Source organism: Streptomyces sp. NPDC044061, from assembly GCF_056434305.1.
Map to the genome: position 1 here is coordinate 15,104 of NZ_JBWKFL010000051.1, position 16,414 is coordinate 31,517.

The window sequence follows — 16,414 nt, forward strand, 5'->3', positions numbered from 1 at the left end:
CCCGCCCACCCCCCCCCGTCCCCCCCAAGTGGGGAGCGGGAGGCGGCCGTTGCCCCAAGAAGCCGGGGGGGTGCCCCCTCCCCCAACACAACCCCCACGCCTACCGGGCCGTCGTGACGGAGATCGGAACGTCGGAACAGCGGCTCAATTCCTCGGTGAGCGCCCTCTGTTCGATGGTGTCGATGCTCAACCCCCAGCGGGTCTTGTCCGCGATCCAGTCGGTGACGTACTGGCAGCGGTAGCCAGCAGCCGGCGGCAGCCACGTACTGGGGTCCTGATCCGCCTTGGACCGGTTGGAAGCGGCAGACACCGCGATCAGCGCCCGGTCATCCCCGAGATCGTTGGCGTAGGCCTCCCGCTCCGCCGCCGACCAAGCCGAGGCACCCGAGTCCCACGCCTCTGCGAGCGGAACGAGGTGGTCGATGTCGAGACCACGAGGCCCCTGGATGTACCGGTCGTCGTACGAGGAATACCACTCCCCTCCCGTCAGCGTGCAGTTCGCACCCTGCTCGGGTGCAACGACCGCCTCCTCCTTCAATACCTCCGCCCGCGTATTACAGCCGTCCTTGTCCGCGTCCACCCAGTGCTTGAACTTGCTGCGCTCATAGCCGGTACGGTCCTCAGTGCGGACCGGCAGCAGGGCCAGAGCGTCCCGCACGGGGAGGGTGAACGTCTGGCCGGGGTCGGCGGCCGGCGCGGGGTGGGCGGTCGCGGGGATGAACAGGGCAGCGAACACGGTGGCCGTTGCAGCGGCGCGGGCAAAACGCACGAGACAAGTCCCTCTCGAAGATCACCAACAGTCCGTGATCTTCCTAGAGGATCCAGCCTCCGGCACGCCCGGACCTGGCAGCGACTTCCACCCGATCGGCCGGTAAGTGGGATGGTCGGCAGGGCACACCAGCCGCTTAACATCCGTCCACGTGGCAGACATCCCCGAAGACCTGGTCGAGCCGAACCGTGCCGCCGAGACGGAGCGTGCCCGCCCGGCGGGTCCCTCCGGCGAGGAGTACGGCGCCCAGTGGCGCCGCTGGCGTGAAGCGTCCGAAGCGGCACCGGCCGCGATCTCCGCTCACGCCGAGGAGACCGGAAGCAACCATCACGAGCTGGAGCACGCGGTCCAGAACCGCTCACACCGCCACCCTCCGGCACACCGGAGATGGCTCGCCTCCTCGCCACCGACGCCCCCCTCAAGTAGATCTGGCGGTGTCGGCCGATCGGCTGCCTTCCGCCCTGCCTCCACGCTTGAGGCGGGGCGGTCGTGCATCTGGCAATCCTGGTCCGCGGGTAGCTCACTGGGTACAGAGCGGCCGGGTGCATCGCTGGCATGGACGCCGGTTCGACTCCGGCCCCGCACCGTCTGCCGGGATCGGGTGGGGACCAGATGACTGGGCCTTCCCGCACCAGCGGTTCCCCGCCGGGGAGGTCAGCCGCGCGGGTGAGACGCCCCCGGAGACACCAGGGCCCCGCCGGGAGTTGGCCGGCGGAGCGCTCGCATGTCTGGCACTTGTGGCTGTCCGACGACAGGAACCGGACGGCGCAAGTTCACAGCATCCAGGTTTCCGGGCCGCCGCCCCGCCACTCGATCAGTTCCGCGTGCTGCACGACGTCCAGTTCGTCCCAGCCCTCCAGGCCGGCGTGCTGCAGGAACACAACGAGGTCGTGCAGCGAGTGGGCGGTCCCGAGGATCTCCCCGTCGGCTCGCACTTGTCGGCCGCCGGTCTCGGTCGGTGGGTAGACGATCACGTGCACGGAGACCATGGGTCCAGGCTCGCTTGCCGTGGCGCGCGGTGCACGTGGGGGTAGGCTGTCCGCGTACGGCGCGAGGGCCCTGCCGCCCGGAGAAGTCGGCAGGGCTTTCGTCAGCCTGTGGGGTCAGGGGCGCTCGGGGTGCTCCCGGACGGCGCGGCTCACCGTCGGCTGTTTCAGCCCCCGGCGTACGGGCGGCAGCCGACTGGGAGCCCTGGAGGCCTCGGGCCGAGCGGCGTGGGCAAGTCCCCCACCATCCGGGAGCTGCAAGCTCTGCTCTCCGCGCAGGGTGTTCCTGTCCAGTGGACAGTCGAGCCGCCCCGCGGAGAACCTTCCTCGGCGACTCCACCCGCACACACGGCGGACAGCTTCACGGCCTGGCCCTGGCCCGCCTCGTCGCAGCCGCCCGGTACCGGCACATCGAGACCACCATCGACCCCGCACTCAACGGTGGCCGGCTGCTCATCTCCGACCGGTACATGGCATCGACCCTCGTCCTGCAGCGGCCCGACGGCGTACTGATGGAGTTTCTGCTCCTGCTCAACGACTACGCCCCGAAGCCCGACCTGGCGGTGATCCTGACCGCTTCCCCCGACACGATCACCGGCCGCATAGCCCGGGCCGGCATCACGCACCGCTTCCGGGCCGACCCAAAGCGCCCATGCAGGAGGTGGAGCTGTACCGCGACGCCGCGAACGTCCTCGAAGACCTCAAGTCCAAGGTGCTCGTGGTCGACAGCACCGCGATCGCCCCTTCGGAGGTCGCGCGCCGAATCGCCGACGCGCTCCCCGCCCTCCCACTACCGTCAGATGCTTCAGCCACCACCCCGACCCCCCAGGAATCATGAGCGGACAGCCGGCACAGCCCACCATCGACACTCACGTCCTTCTCCGCCACGGCCACAAGATCCTTCTCTCGCAGAGAGGGGGCCCCTACGGCTACCGCCGGTGGCATCTGCCCTCCGGCAAGCTCGACCAGGGCGAACCCCTGACCGTCGGGGCAGCCCGCGAACTGTTCGAGGAGACCGACGTCAAGGTCGATCCAACTCACCTGGAGCTGCGGCACGTCGTGCACCACCGGCAGGAAGACGGATCCGAACGCATCGGGTTCTTCTTCCGGGCCACCGAGTGGGAGGGAACGCCCACCAACAAGGAGCCCGAGAAGTGCCTGGCACTCCAATGGTTCGCCGACCATGATCTCCCCGAGGACATCATCGAGTACCCCAGCGCAGGCCTGAACGGCTGCCTCAACCAGTCCAACTCCCTGACGCTGCACGGCTGGTAGCAGCTGCACGACCCCCTCAGACAGCCCCGCTCGTCCGCTCCCCCTGTGGCTTAAGTTCGGGGCGGCGGGGGGCTCTTTGCGTTGCACCGGGGTATCCGGCGCCGCAGGTGATATCGCGACGCGCCTAGGCTTCACGACATGATTGACACCGTTGTGTTCGACGTCGGCGAGACGATCACCCGAGACGACCGCTACTGGGCGTCCTGGGCTGACTGGCTTGGCGTCCCCCGTCATACCCTGTCCGCGCTCGTCGGCGCCGTCGTGGCCCAAGGCATGGACAACGCCGAGGCGCTGAGACTTATCCGTCCAGGCATCGATGTCGCCGCCGAGTACGAGGCACGCGAGGCTGCTGGCCGCGGCGAGCGCCTCGACGAGGCCGACCTGTACGCAGACGTACGTCCGGCTCTTTCCGCCCTCCGCCGGGCGGGTGTTCGGGTGGTCGTCGCGGGCAATCAGACCGCCCGCGCCGGGCAGCTGCTGCGCGCACTCGAGCTACCTGTCGACGTGATCGTCACGTCCGCGGAATGGGGCGTGGCTAAGCCACAGCCGGAGTTCTTCCAGCGGGTCATCGAGGTGGCAGAGACGCCGGCCCACCGCATCGTGTACGTGGGTGACCACCCCGCCAATGACGTTCACCCGGCCAAAACGGCCGGGCTGAGAACGGCCCACGTGCGGCGCGGGCCGTGGGGACATCTGTGGGCCGATGCGCCGGAGACGATCGCCGCGGCGGATTGGCGCATCGATGGGCTCATGGACCTGGTGGGGATCATCGGATAACAACAAGGCGGCCCCGCCGAGTTGGTGGAGCCGCCTCGGGTACGCGCGGCGTGCGACGCGGGTACCGTTCGGAAGTGGATGCCCGAACGGAGACATTATGCCCGCGAGCACTGACGGGGGAGTAGGCCGCAGGATCGCCTACTACCGAAGCGTCGTACGGCCCAAGCTGACACAGCAGCAACTGGCGGATGCCGCCTGTGTGGCCTTAGGAACGATCCGCAAGATCGAGCGTGGTGAGAGGGGCGTCACCGACGACACCCTGCAGGCCATCGCCGATGCGCTCGGAGTTGACCCCGCACGGCTGCGCCACGATCGAGGACCGGCCCACTCGCAGGCCCGGGACGGTCTGCCGGCGCTTTCGGCCGCCATCGCCGCTTACGACTGCCCCGAGGACGGTCCCGTCCGGCCGCTGGCCGAGCTGCGCGAAGCGGTCGGCGCGGCGGTGCAGTGGAGGCTCGGCGCGCAGTACACGCGGATCATCCGCGACCTTCCGGACCTCTTGGCCAAGCTGACACGCGCCTATCACATGGCAGCCGGCGCGGAGCGAGCCGAACTGGCGCAGCTGCTGGTGAGCGCCTACCGCTGTGCAGACGCGGCCGCCTACAAGCTCGGCGCTCACGACCTCTCTGCCCGCCTGGTCGAGCTGATGCGGTGGGCTGCGACGGCGGCTGAGGACCCTCTGCTGACGGCATCGGTGGCGTACGTGCGCACCGAGACCTTCTTCGCGGCACGGGCTCATGCCGCAGGCCTGCGCGCGCTCGTGCAGGCCATCGACGCGGCGCCCTCTCCGGCGACGCCAGCGCAGCGTGCCGCTCGAGGGTCGCTGCACATGAGGGCCGCCGTGATCGCCGGCCGAGCCAAGGACGCGGACGCTGCGGCCGCGCACCTGGGGGACGCCGAGCGCCTGGCCGAGCAGGTGAAGGAGGACGTCTACTACGGCACCGCCTTCGGACCCGACTCGGTGCGGATCCATCAGGTGTCGGTCGCGGTCAGCCTCGGCGGTGACCATGTGAGCACCGCCCTAGACATCACACATGAGTGGAAGCCTCCGACCAGCCTCGCTGCAGAGCGCCGCAGCGGCTTCTACATCGAGATGGCGCGCGCCCAGCTGTGGGCGGGCCTGCCCGATGGTGCGTTCGAGTCGTTGAAGGTGGCCCGCAAGATCGCACCTCAGCACACCCGGGAGCATCCCTGGGTCCGGGAAGATGCTTCGACGCTGCGGCGGCTGCGTCGCGCCGACTCGGAGACGCTGACGTCCTTCGCGGAATGGTGCGCGGCCACCTGAGCACTAGCCGTTCCCAAGTACCCCTCACCGGGGTACTTGTGACGCTCCTTCGCCCCCAGCATGTGTGCCACGCGCAGGTACCACAGATGGGCACGGGAAATGCAGGAAGCACGCTCGTTCGCTCCTACGGTCGTTGACCGCCGTGTGAGCATCGTTCGCCTTCACGGCGAGGCGTGCTTCGACTGCGGAGCCGTGAACCGTCCTCTGCGCGCGGCGGGCGTAGTCGTCGTCTCCGGCGCTAACCGAGTCTGGCAGGTCCGCTCTTGCGGCTGCCGGTCCCGGGTGGCGCCGAGGCGACGACGCCCGGCAGGTGCCACGCAAGGCCCGGCGACCGCGCGACCGGTCCCGGGAGTGGCCAACGCTCAAACCACTGAGGGAGCGTCGACATGACGGACGATACCGCCAGTCCCGGCGGCGGCGGAATGACAATGCGGGTCTACTCCGTGAACCGCCACGGCACGATCACCCAGGCCAGCGGCACGATCACCGTGCCGCCCCGCAACGAGCCTATGCCGCACACCATGGACACCGCGTACCCGCCGTGCGCGTGCAAGGGCTGCCAGCCTGCACAGGCGGTGCGCCGGTGAACGCCTCACTCAGCCACAGCAACGCCACGGACCTGACGGACCTCGAGACCATGCGCGAGACCGCGGCCCTGCTGCTGGGACCGGACGACGGTCCCGAAGCGCTGCCCCCGGCCCCCAAAGAGCTGGCCACCCTCACCGCGATGCTGCGCGGCCACCTGGAGCTGCTGATCCCCGAGGTGGAGAAGAAGGCCGCGCGACTGTCGAAGGACAGCGTCTCGCGGTACTGCGCGATGGCCTGCGCCAGCGAAGCACGCCGCAAGCTCGAGGCCGGGCCCAGCCCGCGATATGGCGGAGACGTGGGCCACGCCCGCCGTCTGGCGCGCGTACTGAGGGCGCTGAGCGATCACTACCAGACCGGCCTCAGCCCGAAGCCGTGAAGGCCGTAACCGGCCTGCTCATGTACGTGGCAGCCGTGACCGCCGTCCTCGCCCTGGTCGCGAGGGCGCAGCACTGACGCACCCCCATGGCGGCCGCTCCGGGTCAGGGCCGCACCCCAGAACGCCCGGCCCGTCGGTGTCTCCGGAAAGAGCATCGGCGGGGCGGGTCTCCATACTCCGCACCCAGTAGGAATCCCCGGATGGGACCGAACCTCCGCGAGAAGCCCTACTGGCACACCGGGACGAAGGAGTTCCTGTGCTGACACTCGTACCCCCATTGACGACTAGGCGCCCCGTGCCGCCACGCGCTGAGAAGTGCACAGAATGCCACGGCAGCGGTGCTAACTCCGCCGGCGAGAGCTGCGGCACATGCTTCGGGCTCGGCGAGATCTACTGTGACGCCTCCCGGCCGACCCCTTCCGCACCGGCGCTGGCTCCCCTGCGTTCAGGACAGGAGGCAGCGTCGTGCCGCACAAGCTGATCGCCAGTCCGTTCCTCGACGGCCGCCTGCTGCTGCGCCCCGGCGCCAGGTCGGGCACACGCATCCCAGCCGACCACTATGAGCAGCTCCGGGCTGCCGCAGCGGCCGGGCAGACCGTTCCCCGGTGGGTGGCCGACACCGCTGCTAGCGCGTGGGGTCTCGACGTCGGCGGGCTTCCCATGGACGGCACGGTCCTGGTTCGCGAACCGTCCCCGTACGGCTACTGCCGGGCCTCGTGGGAGATCAACCTCGGCTGCAACTACGGCTGCCCGCACTGCTACCTCGGCGAACGGCCAGTCGCGGGCCTCGGCTGGCAGGACAAGGTCCGCCTGCTCGACATCATGCGCGAGGCCGGGGTCCTCTGGCTCCAGATCACCGGCGGCGAGCCCACCATGGATCGAGACTTCGAGGGCGCCTACCGGTACGCCTGGCTGGCGGGGATGATGCTCACTATCTCCACGAACGGATCCCTGCTGTGGCGCCCGGACCTGCTGCGCCTGTTCCGGGACTGCCCGCCCTACCGGCTCGTGATCAGTCTCTACGGCGCAACCGAGGCCAGTTACGAGCAGGTGACGCAGCGCCGCGGTTCCTGGAAGGCGTTCCGGCGTGGCATGACCGCTGCACGTGAAGCCGGCTTGCCGCTTCGCCTCAACATCGTCGTCACCGAGGCCAATGCGGATGAGGCCGACGCGATGACTGCCCTCGCCGAGGAGTGGGGCATCGAGCACCACGCGTACACGAACATGACCCCGACGATCACCGGAGGCGGTGAGCCGCTGCTCGCCCAGTCGGCGGCCCACCTGCGTCAGCGCAAGCCATTTGCCGGGTGCAACGCTGGCCACACGTTCTTCCACGCCGATCCGCACGGCCTGGTGTCGATCTGCAAGGTCGGCCGGGACGACCAAATCGACCTCATGGCTGAGGGCGCGGACGGACTGCTGCGGCTCGGCGCGATCGCCGACCGCCTGATGCTTCGCACCGGAGGGTGCGAGGGCTGTGCCCTGTCCGGCACCTGCCGGGTCTGCCGCCCCCTGGCCAAGCACTACCAGGAGGCCAAGGCACCGCTGCACAGCTACTGCCAGCACGGAGACAACACGAAGGAGAAAGTCACGTCATGACAGCTCTCCCCGTACCGGTGCAGATCCTGCCCCGCGCGCCCATGGGCGCCCGCCGCGCGGCTCCGCCGGTGGCTGCCGCGTCCATCACTGCCGTCGCCGACCTGGACGACATCGTCGAGAGCGCTGAATGCTCCTGCGACGCCGGCGACGACAACCCGCACTAGTGTCTGATCCCCGCCTGATCAGGTGGTGAACGCGCAGGCCCCGGCAGCAATTTACGCCGGGGCCTGCGGCGTGCGCGCTACCTGAGTAGCGTGCGTGCATGCGCTTCAACTGGGGCTGGATTGAGCCTGTGATGCCCGTGCCGTACGTGCCGACCCTCGGCCCTGTGCGTCAGGGTGACCCGCTTCCAGACCTGTTCGAGGCCGTCGTGGATATCGCAGGAACTAGCCGTTTCCTCTCGTACGACAAAGACCGCCGCTGGTCCGACACTAAGACCGAGCGTGTCCTGGTGGATGCCATCGACCACGGCCAGCGTCAGACCCTCATGCCCACGTCCACCGAGCGCGGCGCCGGCGCCGTCAAGGTCCACGTGTACGGCGCGGCGCCCGACAGCCTGTCGGCTGGCGCCGACCTGGCCCGCAAGCTCGCCGCCGTCCACGGCGCCGCCAAGGCCCGCGTGGTCTGGTTCCTCGGCCCCGAGCAGCCCGAGACGGACGCCCAGGGCGTGGGAACCCGCGTCCAGCTCAAAGACTTCACCCACGGGCCCGGTGAGGCTCCGGGCATGCCGGTCCACGAGGACAAGCAGCTCCATGAGAGTGCAGGGTTCGCGGAGTTCGCCGAGCAGATGGCCGCCGACGGGTTCGCCTTCCTCCACCAGCAGATACAGGCCGGGAACGTCGGCCCCGTCCTCACCGTCCTCCATGACAGCCGCGTGGCCGGCGCTATCGGCCCCATGGAGACCATGACCGACGCCGCCGGAGCAGCTCGCCTGCTGCCCCAATACTTCGGCGTGCTGCCCCAGTACCGCGGCTTCGGCTACGGCCGGGCCCTGTGGCGCGCGGCGATGCACTGGGGCCAACAGCACAGCGCCGCCTATCAGCTTCTCCAGACGGAGGTCGGCGGCGCCTCCGACCACCTCTGCCGCGCCGAAGGGCTGGCCTCACTCGGCTTTGTGTGTATGCGGACGGTGTGACAACCCGCGCACGACACCCGCCTCTGAGTCATCCGCCCCGCTCATCCGTTTCCACCGTGGCGGATGCGCGGGGCCTTTCCCGTTCCCCCCAACCTATTAGTCCCCAGGTGTAACGCCCTGGGCGCTCACTCCGTCCATATGACATCGAGGCGTTGACGCAGGGGGCCACTGATGTAGGGCGAGGCCATACGTGACGACAGCGGTTGTACGGGATCAGCTGGAAACAGGACCCTTCGCGGGCCTCTTCGATGAGCCGCTGAACGCGCCCCCGCCAGCCCCGGCCCCGCCCAAGGGCGACCCCCGCGCGCACGTGTGGATCGCCGCCGCGGAGATCAAGATCGAAGACCGGCTCGCGAAAGCTGCCAACTTCCGCGGCTCGTTCACCGCCACGGCCGGTACTCGCGTCGACGCGCTCGAGGTGTACTGCCGCGCCTGCCGCCGCCCGTACGACGACGTGGCCGGCCGGGACTGCGCAACGTCGCCAGAGTTGGGCCCGGCTACTTCGGTGTGCTGCGTTGACTGAGCAGTACGTGGCCCGATCGGCCGAGCGAGCAACCGTCCATTCTTCGTGGCATACACAGCGCCGGTCAGGGTCAGGCCTGGCGCCAGGAACGCAGCCGCTCGGCGATGCCGTACGAGTCCAGCCGCAGCCCCCGTAGATCAGTTCCCGCCAGAGCTCAACAGTGCTCCGTCGCCGACTGCGAGGACCGGCGCGCGCATTCCGGGCCGTGCGCAGTCACGAAGCAGGTCGGCCCAGGACTCGGCGGACTCGCGGTAGCCGTCGGCCATCGCGATCAGCTCGTTGGTGCCGTCCGCGCTACGCCTATGACGACGAGCACGCAGGACTTCGCCTCGGCCAGGCGGATCCGCAGGTGGATGCCGTCGGCCCACACGTAGACGTAGTCCGTGGTCGCCAGGTCGCGCTCGCCGGATGCTTCGTGATCGGCCTGCCACTGTGTAGTCAGCCGGGTGACCGTGGCGGGCGAGAGGCCGGCGGAGGAGCCGAGGAACTGCTCCAGAGCGGGCACGAAGTCACCCGATGACAGGCCGTGCAGGTAAAGCAGGCGCAGCGCCTCGCTGATCTTCGGGGACTTGCGGGCCCAGGGCGGGCAGGATAGCCGGCCGAGGTTGCTGGGGGCGCCCCGAAGAGGGCGCACTCGTGATCGGGTTACGAGCGCGGTGGGAGAAGCCGCCGGTACGTCGTCCGTAGCAGTCTGTTGGACGAGTCGAGTGTGTACGCGGGAACCTTGGGGGCCGCACCGGACAGGAAGCCCGATCCGCCATTGTTCAGGATCGTTTTGCCGGATTTTCCCGCGGCGACCCAGTCGATCTCGATTGCGAAGGCACAAAAGCAGGTGGTGTTCTCCAGGGTGAGCTCGAACACCTCGGGATCGTTCGACGAGATCTTGTAGGGGAAGGTCACTGGTGGGTGGGCGGCCGCCTTCGCGATGATGGGTGGATCGGTCTTGTCCAGATCGGTCCACAACGGCCTGACGTCCACTCCCGCTCCGCACCCCCCGTCCTCAACGGCGATGCCGGTGGTAGGAGGCGCCTTCCGTTGCACGTCCAGGACCCGCATGCCCACCAGTAGCACTGCCTCTTTGGAAGACGTCTGGCTGGTGATGTCGACGGCTACCGGCCCCAGACGCCTCTGCCCCTTGTGCTGTCCTCTCTGGTAGTCGTCCGCCGTCTCCGCGTAGTAGTTGACGCCGGAGGCACAATGCTCCTGTGCCTGGATGTGCACGTACGAGGGGAGCTTCGCATTACCGGGATTCACCAGCCGCGGCACCGGGATCCCCCCTGGTTTGGCGAACGATCCCAGCGCGTACACCGTGTACGCGCCTCCCGCAGCCAGGACCAGCGCCAGTGCCGCGAACGCCCCCGTCGTCCGCCGCTGCCACCACCTGCGTGCCTGCGGCGTCGCCGGGGGCGCGCCGTAGTAGTGGATGTACTGGACACCCTCGGTTTGGAAGGGGCCTTGGAAGGTGTTGTCGCGGAACGCGAATTCGTCCCGCGCGTCGTGCTGTCTGTTGCCGTCAGTCATGATGCGGCGCCGCGGTGGATGTGCTGGACGCCCTTGGCCTGGACCGGACCGCGGAAGGTGTTGTGGTGGAACTCGATATGGTCCCCTCCAGGCTGACTGCGGGGTGCCGGAGCAAGGGATTGCATATGGGCCACCGCTTGCTCGAGATCGGCGGCGAAGCCGGCATCGGTCTCGTCGGCTTCCTCCAGCGCGAGCAGCACCCGCTGCCGGGTCCGGTCGCTGGGCGACTCGCGCCCGCTTGCCGCCTCCTCCATCAGCCGGTGCAGCACGGGGTCGTCGCCGAGTTTCCGGCTCACCAAGTCATGCAGGCGGTCCATCCCTGCGTCCAACGCCCGGTCGACTTCCCCATCCGCCCGCCCGGCCACGCGCTGAGCCTTGCGGACAGCCCACGCGAACAGGTACCCGATCGCGATCTCGATGCCCGTCACCACACCCCCCACTGCCAGTGCTGACCCCACATCAGACCGTACCGCCTAGTGGGCGGCGAATCAGCCCGATCAGCCCGGAAAACGAGCAAATACTCCACCCACGAGCTCAGCACCCAGCCCGAGGCGTACGAGACGAAGCTGGCCGTGGACTTCACACCGCTACGCGAGCAGGGCCCGGCCGCCACTGACTTGGCCAGGCAACCTGAGCCGAACCAGTCGGGTCGGGCACTGGGCAGCGGAAGAAGGGTTCAACAACAGCTGTTTTTTGGGGCTGTCGGCCAGGAACTGCTGAACGACGGGCCGTCCGGCCTCGAAGGCGTCGGCGAACGGCCCGCGCGTCGGGGTACTCGGCGAACCAATCTTGGCGGCGTCGGCGCTGGCGAAGAACTGCTGGGCCGCAGCGGATGTGTCAGTTGACGGTGAAGGTGTTCTTCATGCCCTTGTCGGCGTGGTCGCCGATGCCGCACTTGTAGGTGTAGGTGCCGGGCTTGGCCAGGGTGATGACGGCCTCTGCGGTGGTGCCGGGCTTGACCGGGGCCACCTCGCCGACCTCCTTGCCGTCGGGGCCGAAGATCTCCAGCTCGTGCTCGGTGGTGCCCTCGTTCTCCAGCTTGAACTCGATCTTCTCGCCGGCCTTGGCGGTGAAGCCGTCGAGACCTTCGAGCTTGTATTCCTTGGCCTCGACCTCGACCTCGCGGTCGTAAGAGCCCTCGGCTTCGTCCTCCGCCTCGGCTCCCTCGACGGTGATCTTCTGCCGGATGCCGTCGCCGCTCTGGCCGGGCTTGCAGGCGACTTCGTAGGTGCCGCCGCCGAGCTTGACCTCCATGTCCCGGGAGGTGCCGGGTCCGATGTTCTCGACCTCGGTGACGACCTTGGTGTAGGCGCCGTCGTGCTCGCCGTAGACGTACACCTCGGTGGCCTTGTCGCCCTTGTTGGTGACCGCGAAGGTGGTCTCGCCCGCCTTCAGTTCGGTCTTGGCGACCTTGCAGGCGGTGTCGGTGGCGGTGATGGCGACCTTGCCGCTTGCGGAGTCGGTTGCGCTCTTGCTGCCGCAGGCGGCCAGGAGGGGAAGGGCGAGCAGGGCGGCGCCGAGGACGGGGAGCGTGCGGGACGTGCGCATGGGTGAATCTCCGGTGAGCGGGGGCGACAAGGGGAACGGGTGGCTGCAGTGGGGGGGAGTCAGCGGTCGGCCGGAGCGGCGGCCGGTTGCGGGGTTCGGGCCCGGCTGGGGAGGAAGAACAGGGTCATCACCGGCAGGCTGTAGGCCAGCCAGGCGGCGATCTCGTACCAGGTGGAGGCCGGGCTGAAGTTCACGGTGCCCTTGAGCAGGGTGCCGTACCAGCTGCTGGGCGGGACCGCGCCCGAGACGTCGAAGGCGATGTCGTTCAGGCCGGGCAGCACGCCCGCTTCCTGCAGGTCGTGGACGCCGTAGGAGAAGACCCCGGCGGCGACGACGACCAGGGCCGCGCCGGTCCAGGTGAAGAACTTGGCCAGGTTGATCTTCACCGCGCCGCGGTAGAAGAGGTAGCCCAGCACGACGGCGCTGGCCAGGCCGAGGCCGGCGCCGACGACCGGGGTGGTGCTCTGGCCGGTGGCCTGTACGGCGGTCCAGATGAACAGAGCGGTCTCCAGCCCTTCCCGGCCGACCGCCATGAACGCGGTGAGGACCAGGGCCAGGGTGCCCATCGCGAGGGCCGCGTCGAGCCTGCCGTGCAGCTCGGCCCTGAGGTGCCGGGCGGTGCGCCGCATCCAGAAGATCATCCAGGTGACGAAGCCCACCGCGACGATGGACAGCGACCCGCCGAAGGCTTCCTGGGCCTCGAAGGACATGCGGGAGGAGGTGAAGGTGAGCACCGCGCCGAAGGCGAGGCTGAGGGCCACGGCACTCAGCACGCCGGCCCAGATGGGCGGCAGCCGGTCACGGCGGCCGCTCTTGACCAGGTAGGCGACCAGGATGCCGACGACGAGGGACGCTTCGAGCCCCTCGCGCAGGCCGATGAGGTAGTTGGCGAACACGGCGCGGACGATAGATGAGGTAAGCCTTACCTATCAAGTTTCTGTACGTCAGATCGAGACGGCATCACGCCGCGATCATGACGCCGTGGGCGTCGGCGGCGATCGAGCGTTTCAGCCCCTGCTTCCCGCGGTCCACCGAGGACGGGCCTGCGCGCTCGCCGCCGCACGGGGCCTTGGTGATACAGCCGTCCACCGATATCTCAGACAGTTCCAGGCTGATCACACGGTCGTGCGCTTGAAGGGCGAGAAGATGAACGGCCTCAGAAACCCCCTGCTCAGCCCACTCTTTCACGCGGCGGCGGATGGTTCGGTCGGAGCATCCAGGAGTGGAGATCCGCTCACAGCCCGAGCCGTGGACCAAGGCGTGCACCACGTGTAGGGCCGGGTCAAGTTGACTCCCAGCGCCTCAGTTCCTGCGCCAGACCTGGTGCCGCGTTGTACGGCGCGCCGCGCGGTGGCTGTCGGGAGGAGCGCCGAGGGTTACGACGGGATCGGTGATCTGGTAGGCCGGCAGGCGAGGACGTCGGTGGCGGCGTCCAGCCAGGCGTTGGCGCCGCGGGAAGGGGGTATGGGACCGGCCGGACCCGCGGTGCGCGGCCAGGGCGTGCCCGAGCCACGTGTCGTCGCGGGCTGCGATCTCCTGACGAACACGGAGATCAGCCGCTGAGAACGGTCAGTCGGTGCCAGCAGCGCAGCCTCAACCAGGATCGCCGAGCGGTGTGATGCTGTCTGGCTGATCCGCAGTAGCGCGTGCTGTACGGACACTATGCTCGGCTGACATGACCAGGCAGGGGGTAGGGATGGCTTTCGGCTCTGCATTGACAGTTACGGCCGACACGGCGAGGTTCGACCCGGACGATCAACGTTGGTCGGATCAAGTGGTCACCCTGCACACTGCGCTACGCGAAGAGGCCGGGGCGGTATTCCTGCGCAGCATCCCCGCTCCCGGTGTGAAGGGTGCTGTCGCTGCTGTAACCATCGCGCTGAGCTCGTCCAGTGTGTTGACGGCTGCGGTGGCGTGCTTTCGGGCCTGGCTGAAGCGGGACAAGACACGGACGCTGACGGTGGCGTGGACCGATGATCAAGGTGCCGAGCAGACGCTGACGATCACGGGCAACAACGTCGATCAAGCGTCGTTCGAGGCGCTGGCGGAGGCGGCTGGCAGGCGCGTCGGCGGTCAGTGATGGTGGCCGACCAGCGCTATCACGCGCTGCTGATCGGAAACGCCTCTTTCTCTCGCGACCCCCACGCATTGCCTGCTTTGCTCGGTCCGCTGGTCGACATCGAGGTTCTTCAACAGGCGCTGACCGACGACAAGGTCGGGCTGTTCTCTCCCGGCAACGTTCAGCAGCTGCCGGACAAGCGAGTGCAGGAGCTGCGGGAACACCTGGATAAGTTCTTTTCCACCGCAGTGCGCGAGGACGTGCTGCTGCTGTACTACAGCGGCCATGGCGAGCTCGACGTACACAACAGGCTGTACCTGTGCGCCAGCGACACCACAGTCGACCGCCTCCGCTCCACCGCGCTGAGCGCTGCAGAAATCAGCAACATGATCGACGGCTCAGCCGCTGCGACCACCATCATCGTGCTCGACTGCTGTCACAGCGGTGCGTTCAAGACGGGCGCCGACCTTGCCACTCCGGTTGTGGGCAAGGGCCGGTACGTCCTGGCCAGCAACAGATCCACGCAGCTCGCACGCGCCGCTGAGGTAGCCGGCCAGCCCAGCCCGTTCACCGGAACGCTCGTGCGGGGCCTGCGGCACGCTGACGCCAAGGGACACCACCTCACCGTCGCGGAGCTCTACCAGCAAGTGCACCACTGGATGACCGAAGGCACCCCGCTGGCCCCACAGCTGAGATTCGCCGGGGAAGGCGACGTCGTTATCGCCCGCCGCGGGAAGAACCGCCACTGGACACACGCGAAGCAGCTCTGGGCCTCGGTACCGAAGTGGCAAGGTCAGCATGCGGGAGCCCTAGTCGACAGAAACCAGCCGTCGCTGACCGTTACCGCAGCTAGACCACCAGCACTGCAGATCTCATCCTCTGTTAGAACGGCCGTTGCCGATGCTCACCGGCGCCCTGGACACCGGGCCCGCACTCAACGGCGAACCCTGATCCTCGGCAGCATCGCGGCGGTAGCCGCCCTGCCCACGGCGATGCTCTGGCCAAAGACCGACCCGGATACTCAGCCGAAACGCAAGCCAAGAACGGCCGAGGCTGTCTTCACCGACTCGGACGTGGTCCTCCAGCTGGCCTTCAGTCCCGATGGCAAAACCCTCGCCGTCGGCGGTCAGCGCGCGGTCCACCTGTGGGACATGTCAACTGGAACCAGCACCGCGAGCATCGCGACCAACGACCTGGACAGGATCGATTCACTCACATTCAGCCCTAACGGCAAGACCCTCGCCATCGCCAGCAGCAGCGACACCGCAACCCGCCCCGCCGCCATCCAGCTCTCGGACGTCGACAGCGGTTCCACCATCGCCACCCTCACAGCAAAGTACACGTACCCCTCTTCGGTGGCGTTCAGTCCGGACGGCAAAACCCTTGCCAGCGGCGGCTCCAGCACTCTCCAGCTGTGGGATGTAGCCACCCACCGCATCGCCGCCACCCTTGCCGATTCCGGCATTTGCACCGCGGTGGCGTTCAGCCCCGACGGCACGACACTTGCCGCGAGCGGCGGTACCCGCGGGCTCCAGCTGTGGGATGTAGCCACCCACCGTTCCATCGCTTCACTCACCAGCGCGGGCGCGAGATATGTGGCGTTCAGTCCGAATGGCAAAACCCTTGCCAGCGGCGGCGACGGGATTCGGCTGTGGGATGTGGCCACCCACCGTTCCATCGCTTCACTCACCAGCGAATCCACCCTATGGGTGGCGTTCAGCCCCGACGGCAAGACGCTCGCGAGCGAAGGCTACGACGACAAAGGGACCCGGACCGGGCTGTGGGATGTGGCCACCCGCCGCGCCATCGGCACCGTAGCCCGTGGCGCAAACGGCAGAGTGGCGATGAGCCCCGACGGCAAGACGCTCGCCCACGGCGGTAGCGGCGGGGGCGACAACGCCCGCAAGACCTATCTGCGGAGGATCCCTTGATCTGACATTAGTGCCCCCGGCTCCCGGCAGGGCTGGCGGTCT

The 16,414-nt window shown here is 68.4% G+C and carries 18 protein-coding genes, 1 tRNA gene and 3 pseudogenes; 14 read left to right on the plus strand and 8 right to left on the minus strand.

Annotated features, from left to right (window positions below; all coding sequences use genetic code 11):
- Positions 1 to 100: 100 nt before the first annotated feature.
- Positions 101 to 769, minus strand: a complete 669-nt coding sequence (locus tag AC07CM_RS42995) for an HNH endonuclease family protein (protein ID WP_478881996.1) — start codon at positions 767 to 769, stop codon at positions 101 to 103.
- A 506-nt stretch (positions 770 to 1,275) separates the two neighbouring features.
- Here AC07CM_RS42995 and AC07CM_RS43000 point away from each other — a divergent pair.
- Positions 1,276 to 1,356: transfer RNA gene (locus AC07CM_RS43000), tRNA-OTHER, on the plus strand.
- Between the two features lie 186 nt (positions 1,357 to 1,542).
- Here AC07CM_RS43000 and AC07CM_RS43005 read toward each other — a convergent pair.
- Complete coding sequence (locus tag AC07CM_RS43005; protein ID WP_478881997.1) at positions 1,543 to 1,758, minus strand: hypothetical protein; 216 nt, start codon at positions 1,756 to 1,758, stop codon at positions 1,543 to 1,545.
- Positions 1,759 to 2,048: 290 nt separating this feature from the next.
- On the opposite strand from AC07CM_RS43005, the pseudogene AC07CM_RS43010 reads away from it, so the two are divergent.
- The 11 genes and pseudogenes from AC07CM_RS43010 to AC07CM_RS43060 all read left to right on the plus strand — a co-directional run.
- A pseudogene (locus AC07CM_RS43010) lies at positions 2,049 to 2,324 on the plus strand (dTMP kinase); the annotation flags it as partial.
- An 83-nt stretch (positions 2,325 to 2,407) separates the two neighbouring features.
- Complete coding sequence (locus AC07CM_RS43015; RefSeq protein ID WP_478881998.1) at positions 2,408 to 2,593, plus strand: hypothetical protein; 186 nt, start codon at positions 2,408 to 2,410, stop codon at positions 2,591 to 2,593.
- Positions 2,590 to 3,030 (plus strand): NUDIX hydrolase, encoded by a 441-nt coding sequence (locus tag AC07CM_RS43020; protein WP_478881999.1) that lies wholly within the window; start codon positions 2,590 to 2,592, stop codon positions 3,028 to 3,030. Before AC07CM_RS43015 ends, AC07CM_RS43020 begins: the two co-directional genes overlap by 4 nt.
- Before the next feature lie 138 nt (positions 3,031 to 3,168).
- Positions 3,169 to 3,807, plus strand: coding sequence for an HAD family hydrolase (locus AC07CM_RS43025; protein ID WP_478882000.1), 639 nt, complete (start codon positions 3,169 to 3,171; stop codon positions 3,805 to 3,807).
- A 97-nt stretch (positions 3,808 to 3,904) separates the two neighbouring features.
- Positions 3,905 to 5,092: a helix-turn-helix domain-containing protein gene (locus tag AC07CM_RS43030; protein WP_478882001.1), complete on the plus strand. Its 1,188-nt coding sequence runs from the start codon at positions 3,905 to 3,907 to the stop codon at positions 5,090 to 5,092.
- Positions 5,093 to 5,478: 386 nt separating this feature from the next.
- The gene (locus AC07CM_RS43035; RefSeq protein ID WP_478882002.1) at positions 5,479 to 5,679 is read left to right on the plus strand and encodes a hypothetical protein; all 201 of its coding nucleotides are present in this window, start codon (positions 5,479 to 5,481) and stop codon (positions 5,677 to 5,679) included.
- A complete protein-coding gene (locus AC07CM_RS43040) occupies positions 5,676 to 6,056 on the plus strand; it encodes a DUF6415 family natural product biosynthesis protein (protein WP_478882003.1) in 381 nt (126 codons plus the stop codon). Before AC07CM_RS43035 ends, AC07CM_RS43040 begins: the two co-directional genes overlap by 4 nt.
- Positions 6,057 to 6,521: 465 nt before the next feature.
- The gene (locus AC07CM_RS43045) at positions 6,522 to 7,655 is read left to right on the plus strand and encodes a radical SAM protein (RefSeq protein WP_478882004.1); all 1,134 of its coding nucleotides are present in this window, start codon (positions 6,522 to 6,524) and stop codon (positions 7,653 to 7,655) included.
- Positions 7,652 to 7,819 (plus strand): hypothetical protein, encoded by a 168-nt coding sequence (locus AC07CM_RS43050; protein ID WP_478882005.1) that lies wholly within the window; start codon positions 7,652 to 7,654, stop codon positions 7,817 to 7,819. The genes AC07CM_RS43045 and AC07CM_RS43050 overlap by 4 nt, the downstream gene beginning before the upstream one ends.
- Before the next feature lie 98 nt (positions 7,820 to 7,917).
- Positions 7,918 to 8,790, plus strand: a complete 873-nt coding sequence (locus AC07CM_RS43055; protein WP_478882006.1) for a GNAT family N-acetyltransferase — start codon at positions 7,918 to 7,920, stop codon at positions 8,788 to 8,790.
- A 190-nt stretch (positions 8,791 to 8,980) separates the two neighbouring features.
- A complete protein-coding gene (locus AC07CM_RS43060) occupies positions 8,981 to 9,313 on the plus strand; it encodes a hypothetical protein (RefSeq protein ID WP_478882007.1) in 333 nt (110 codons plus the stop codon).
- A gap of 158 nt (positions 9,314 to 9,471) precedes the next feature.
- On the opposite strand, the pseudogene AC07CM_RS43065 reads toward AC07CM_RS43060, so the two are convergent.
- The 6 genes and pseudogenes from AC07CM_RS43065 to AC07CM_RS43090 form a co-directional block, all read right to left on the minus strand.
- Positions 9,472 to 9,992: pseudogene (locus AC07CM_RS43065) on the minus strand (transposase); the annotation flags it as partial.
- Positions 9,959 to 10,834, minus strand: a complete 876-nt coding sequence (locus tag AC07CM_RS43070) for a hypothetical protein (protein ID WP_478882031.1) — start codon at positions 10,832 to 10,834, stop codon at positions 9,959 to 9,961. The gene AC07CM_RS43070 and the pseudogene AC07CM_RS43065, both read right to left, overlap by 34 nt.
- The gene (locus AC07CM_RS43075) at positions 10,831 to 11,262 is read right to left on the minus strand and encodes a hypothetical protein (protein WP_478882008.1); all 432 of its coding nucleotides are present in this window, start codon (positions 11,260 to 11,262) and stop codon (positions 10,831 to 10,833) included. The genes AC07CM_RS43070 and AC07CM_RS43075 overlap by 4 nt, the downstream gene beginning before the upstream one ends.
- Positions 11,263 to 11,671: 409 nt before the next feature.
- Complete coding sequence (locus AC07CM_RS43080) at positions 11,672 to 12,382, minus strand: cupredoxin domain-containing protein (protein ID WP_478882009.1); 711 nt, start codon at positions 12,380 to 12,382, stop codon at positions 11,672 to 11,674.
- 59 nt (positions 12,383 to 12,441) lie between these two features.
- Positions 12,442 to 13,278 carry an iron uptake transporter permease EfeU gene (gene efeU, locus AC07CM_RS43085; RefSeq protein WP_478882010.1) on the minus strand — a complete coding sequence of 279 codons (837 nt, stop codon included), beginning with the start codon at positions 13,276 to 13,278 and terminating at the stop codon, positions 12,442 to 12,444.
- Positions 13,279 to 13,357: 79 nt separating this feature from the next.
- Positions 13,358 to 13,654: pseudogene (locus AC07CM_RS43090) on the minus strand (IS5/IS1182 family transposase); the annotation flags it as partial.
- Between the two features lie 403 nt (positions 13,655 to 14,057).
- Between AC07CM_RS43090 and AC07CM_RS43095 the strand changes: the two are divergent.
- The gene (locus AC07CM_RS43095) at positions 14,058 to 14,462 is read left to right on the plus strand and encodes an effector-associated constant component EACC1 (protein WP_478882011.1); all 405 of its coding nucleotides are present in this window, start codon (positions 14,058 to 14,060) and stop codon (positions 14,460 to 14,462) included.
- On the plus strand, positions 14,462 to 16,372 hold the full coding sequence (locus AC07CM_RS43100) for a caspase, EACC1-associated type (protein ID WP_478882012.1): 1,911 nt from the start codon (positions 14,462 to 14,464) through the stop codon (positions 16,370 to 16,372). Before AC07CM_RS43095 ends, AC07CM_RS43100 begins: the two co-directional genes overlap by 1 nt.
- Positions 16,373 to 16,414: the final 42 nt, after the last annotated feature.

Bases quoted from the DNA above. Each gene is read 5' to 3' on its own strand.
- AC07CM_RS43095 (WP_478882011.1), top strand. From the start codon at position 14,058: ATGACCAGGCAGGGGGTAGGGATGGCTTTCGGCTCTGCATTGACAGTT.
- AC07CM_RS43020 (WP_478881999.1), top strand. From the start codon at position 2,590: ATGAGCGGACAGCCGGCACAGCCCACCATCGACACTCACGTCCTTCTC.
- AC07CM_RS43030 (WP_478882001.1), top strand. From the start codon at position 3,905: ATGCCCGCGAGCACTGACGGGGGAGTAGGCCGCAGGATCGCCTACTAC.
- AC07CM_RS43035 (WP_478882002.1), top strand. From the start codon at position 5,479: ATGACGGACGATACCGCCAGTCCCGGCGGCGGCGGAATGACAATGCGG.
- AC07CM_RS43055 (WP_478882006.1), top strand. From the start codon at position 7,918: ATGCGCTTCAACTGGGGCTGGATTGAGCCTGTGATGCCCGTGCCGTAC.
- AC07CM_RS43015 (WP_478881998.1), top strand. From the start codon at position 2,408: ATGCAGGAGGTGGAGCTGTACCGCGACGCCGCGAACGTCCTCGAAGAC.
- AC07CM_RS43025 (WP_478882000.1), top strand. From the start codon at position 3,169: ATGATTGACACCGTTGTGTTCGACGTCGGCGAGACGATCACCCGAGAC.
- AC07CM_RS43080 (WP_478882009.1), bottom strand. From the start codon at position 12,382: ATGCGCACGTCCCGCACGCTCCCCGTCCTCGGCGCCGCCCTGCTCGCC.
- AC07CM_RS43050 (WP_478882005.1), top strand. From the start codon at position 7,652: ATGACAGCTCTCCCCGTACCGGTGCAGATCCTGCCCCGCGCGCCCATG.
- AC07CM_RS43100 (WP_478882012.1), top strand. From the start codon at position 14,462: ATGGTGGCCGACCAGCGCTATCACGCGCTGCTGATCGGAAACGCCTCT.
- AC07CM_RS43070 (WP_478882031.1), bottom strand. From the start codon at position 10,834: ATGACTGACGGCAACAGACAGCACGACGCGCGGGACGAATTCGCGTTC.
- AC07CM_RS43005 (WP_478881997.1), bottom strand. From the start codon at position 1,758: ATGGTCTCCGTGCACGTGATCGTCTACCCACCGACCGAGACCGGCGGC.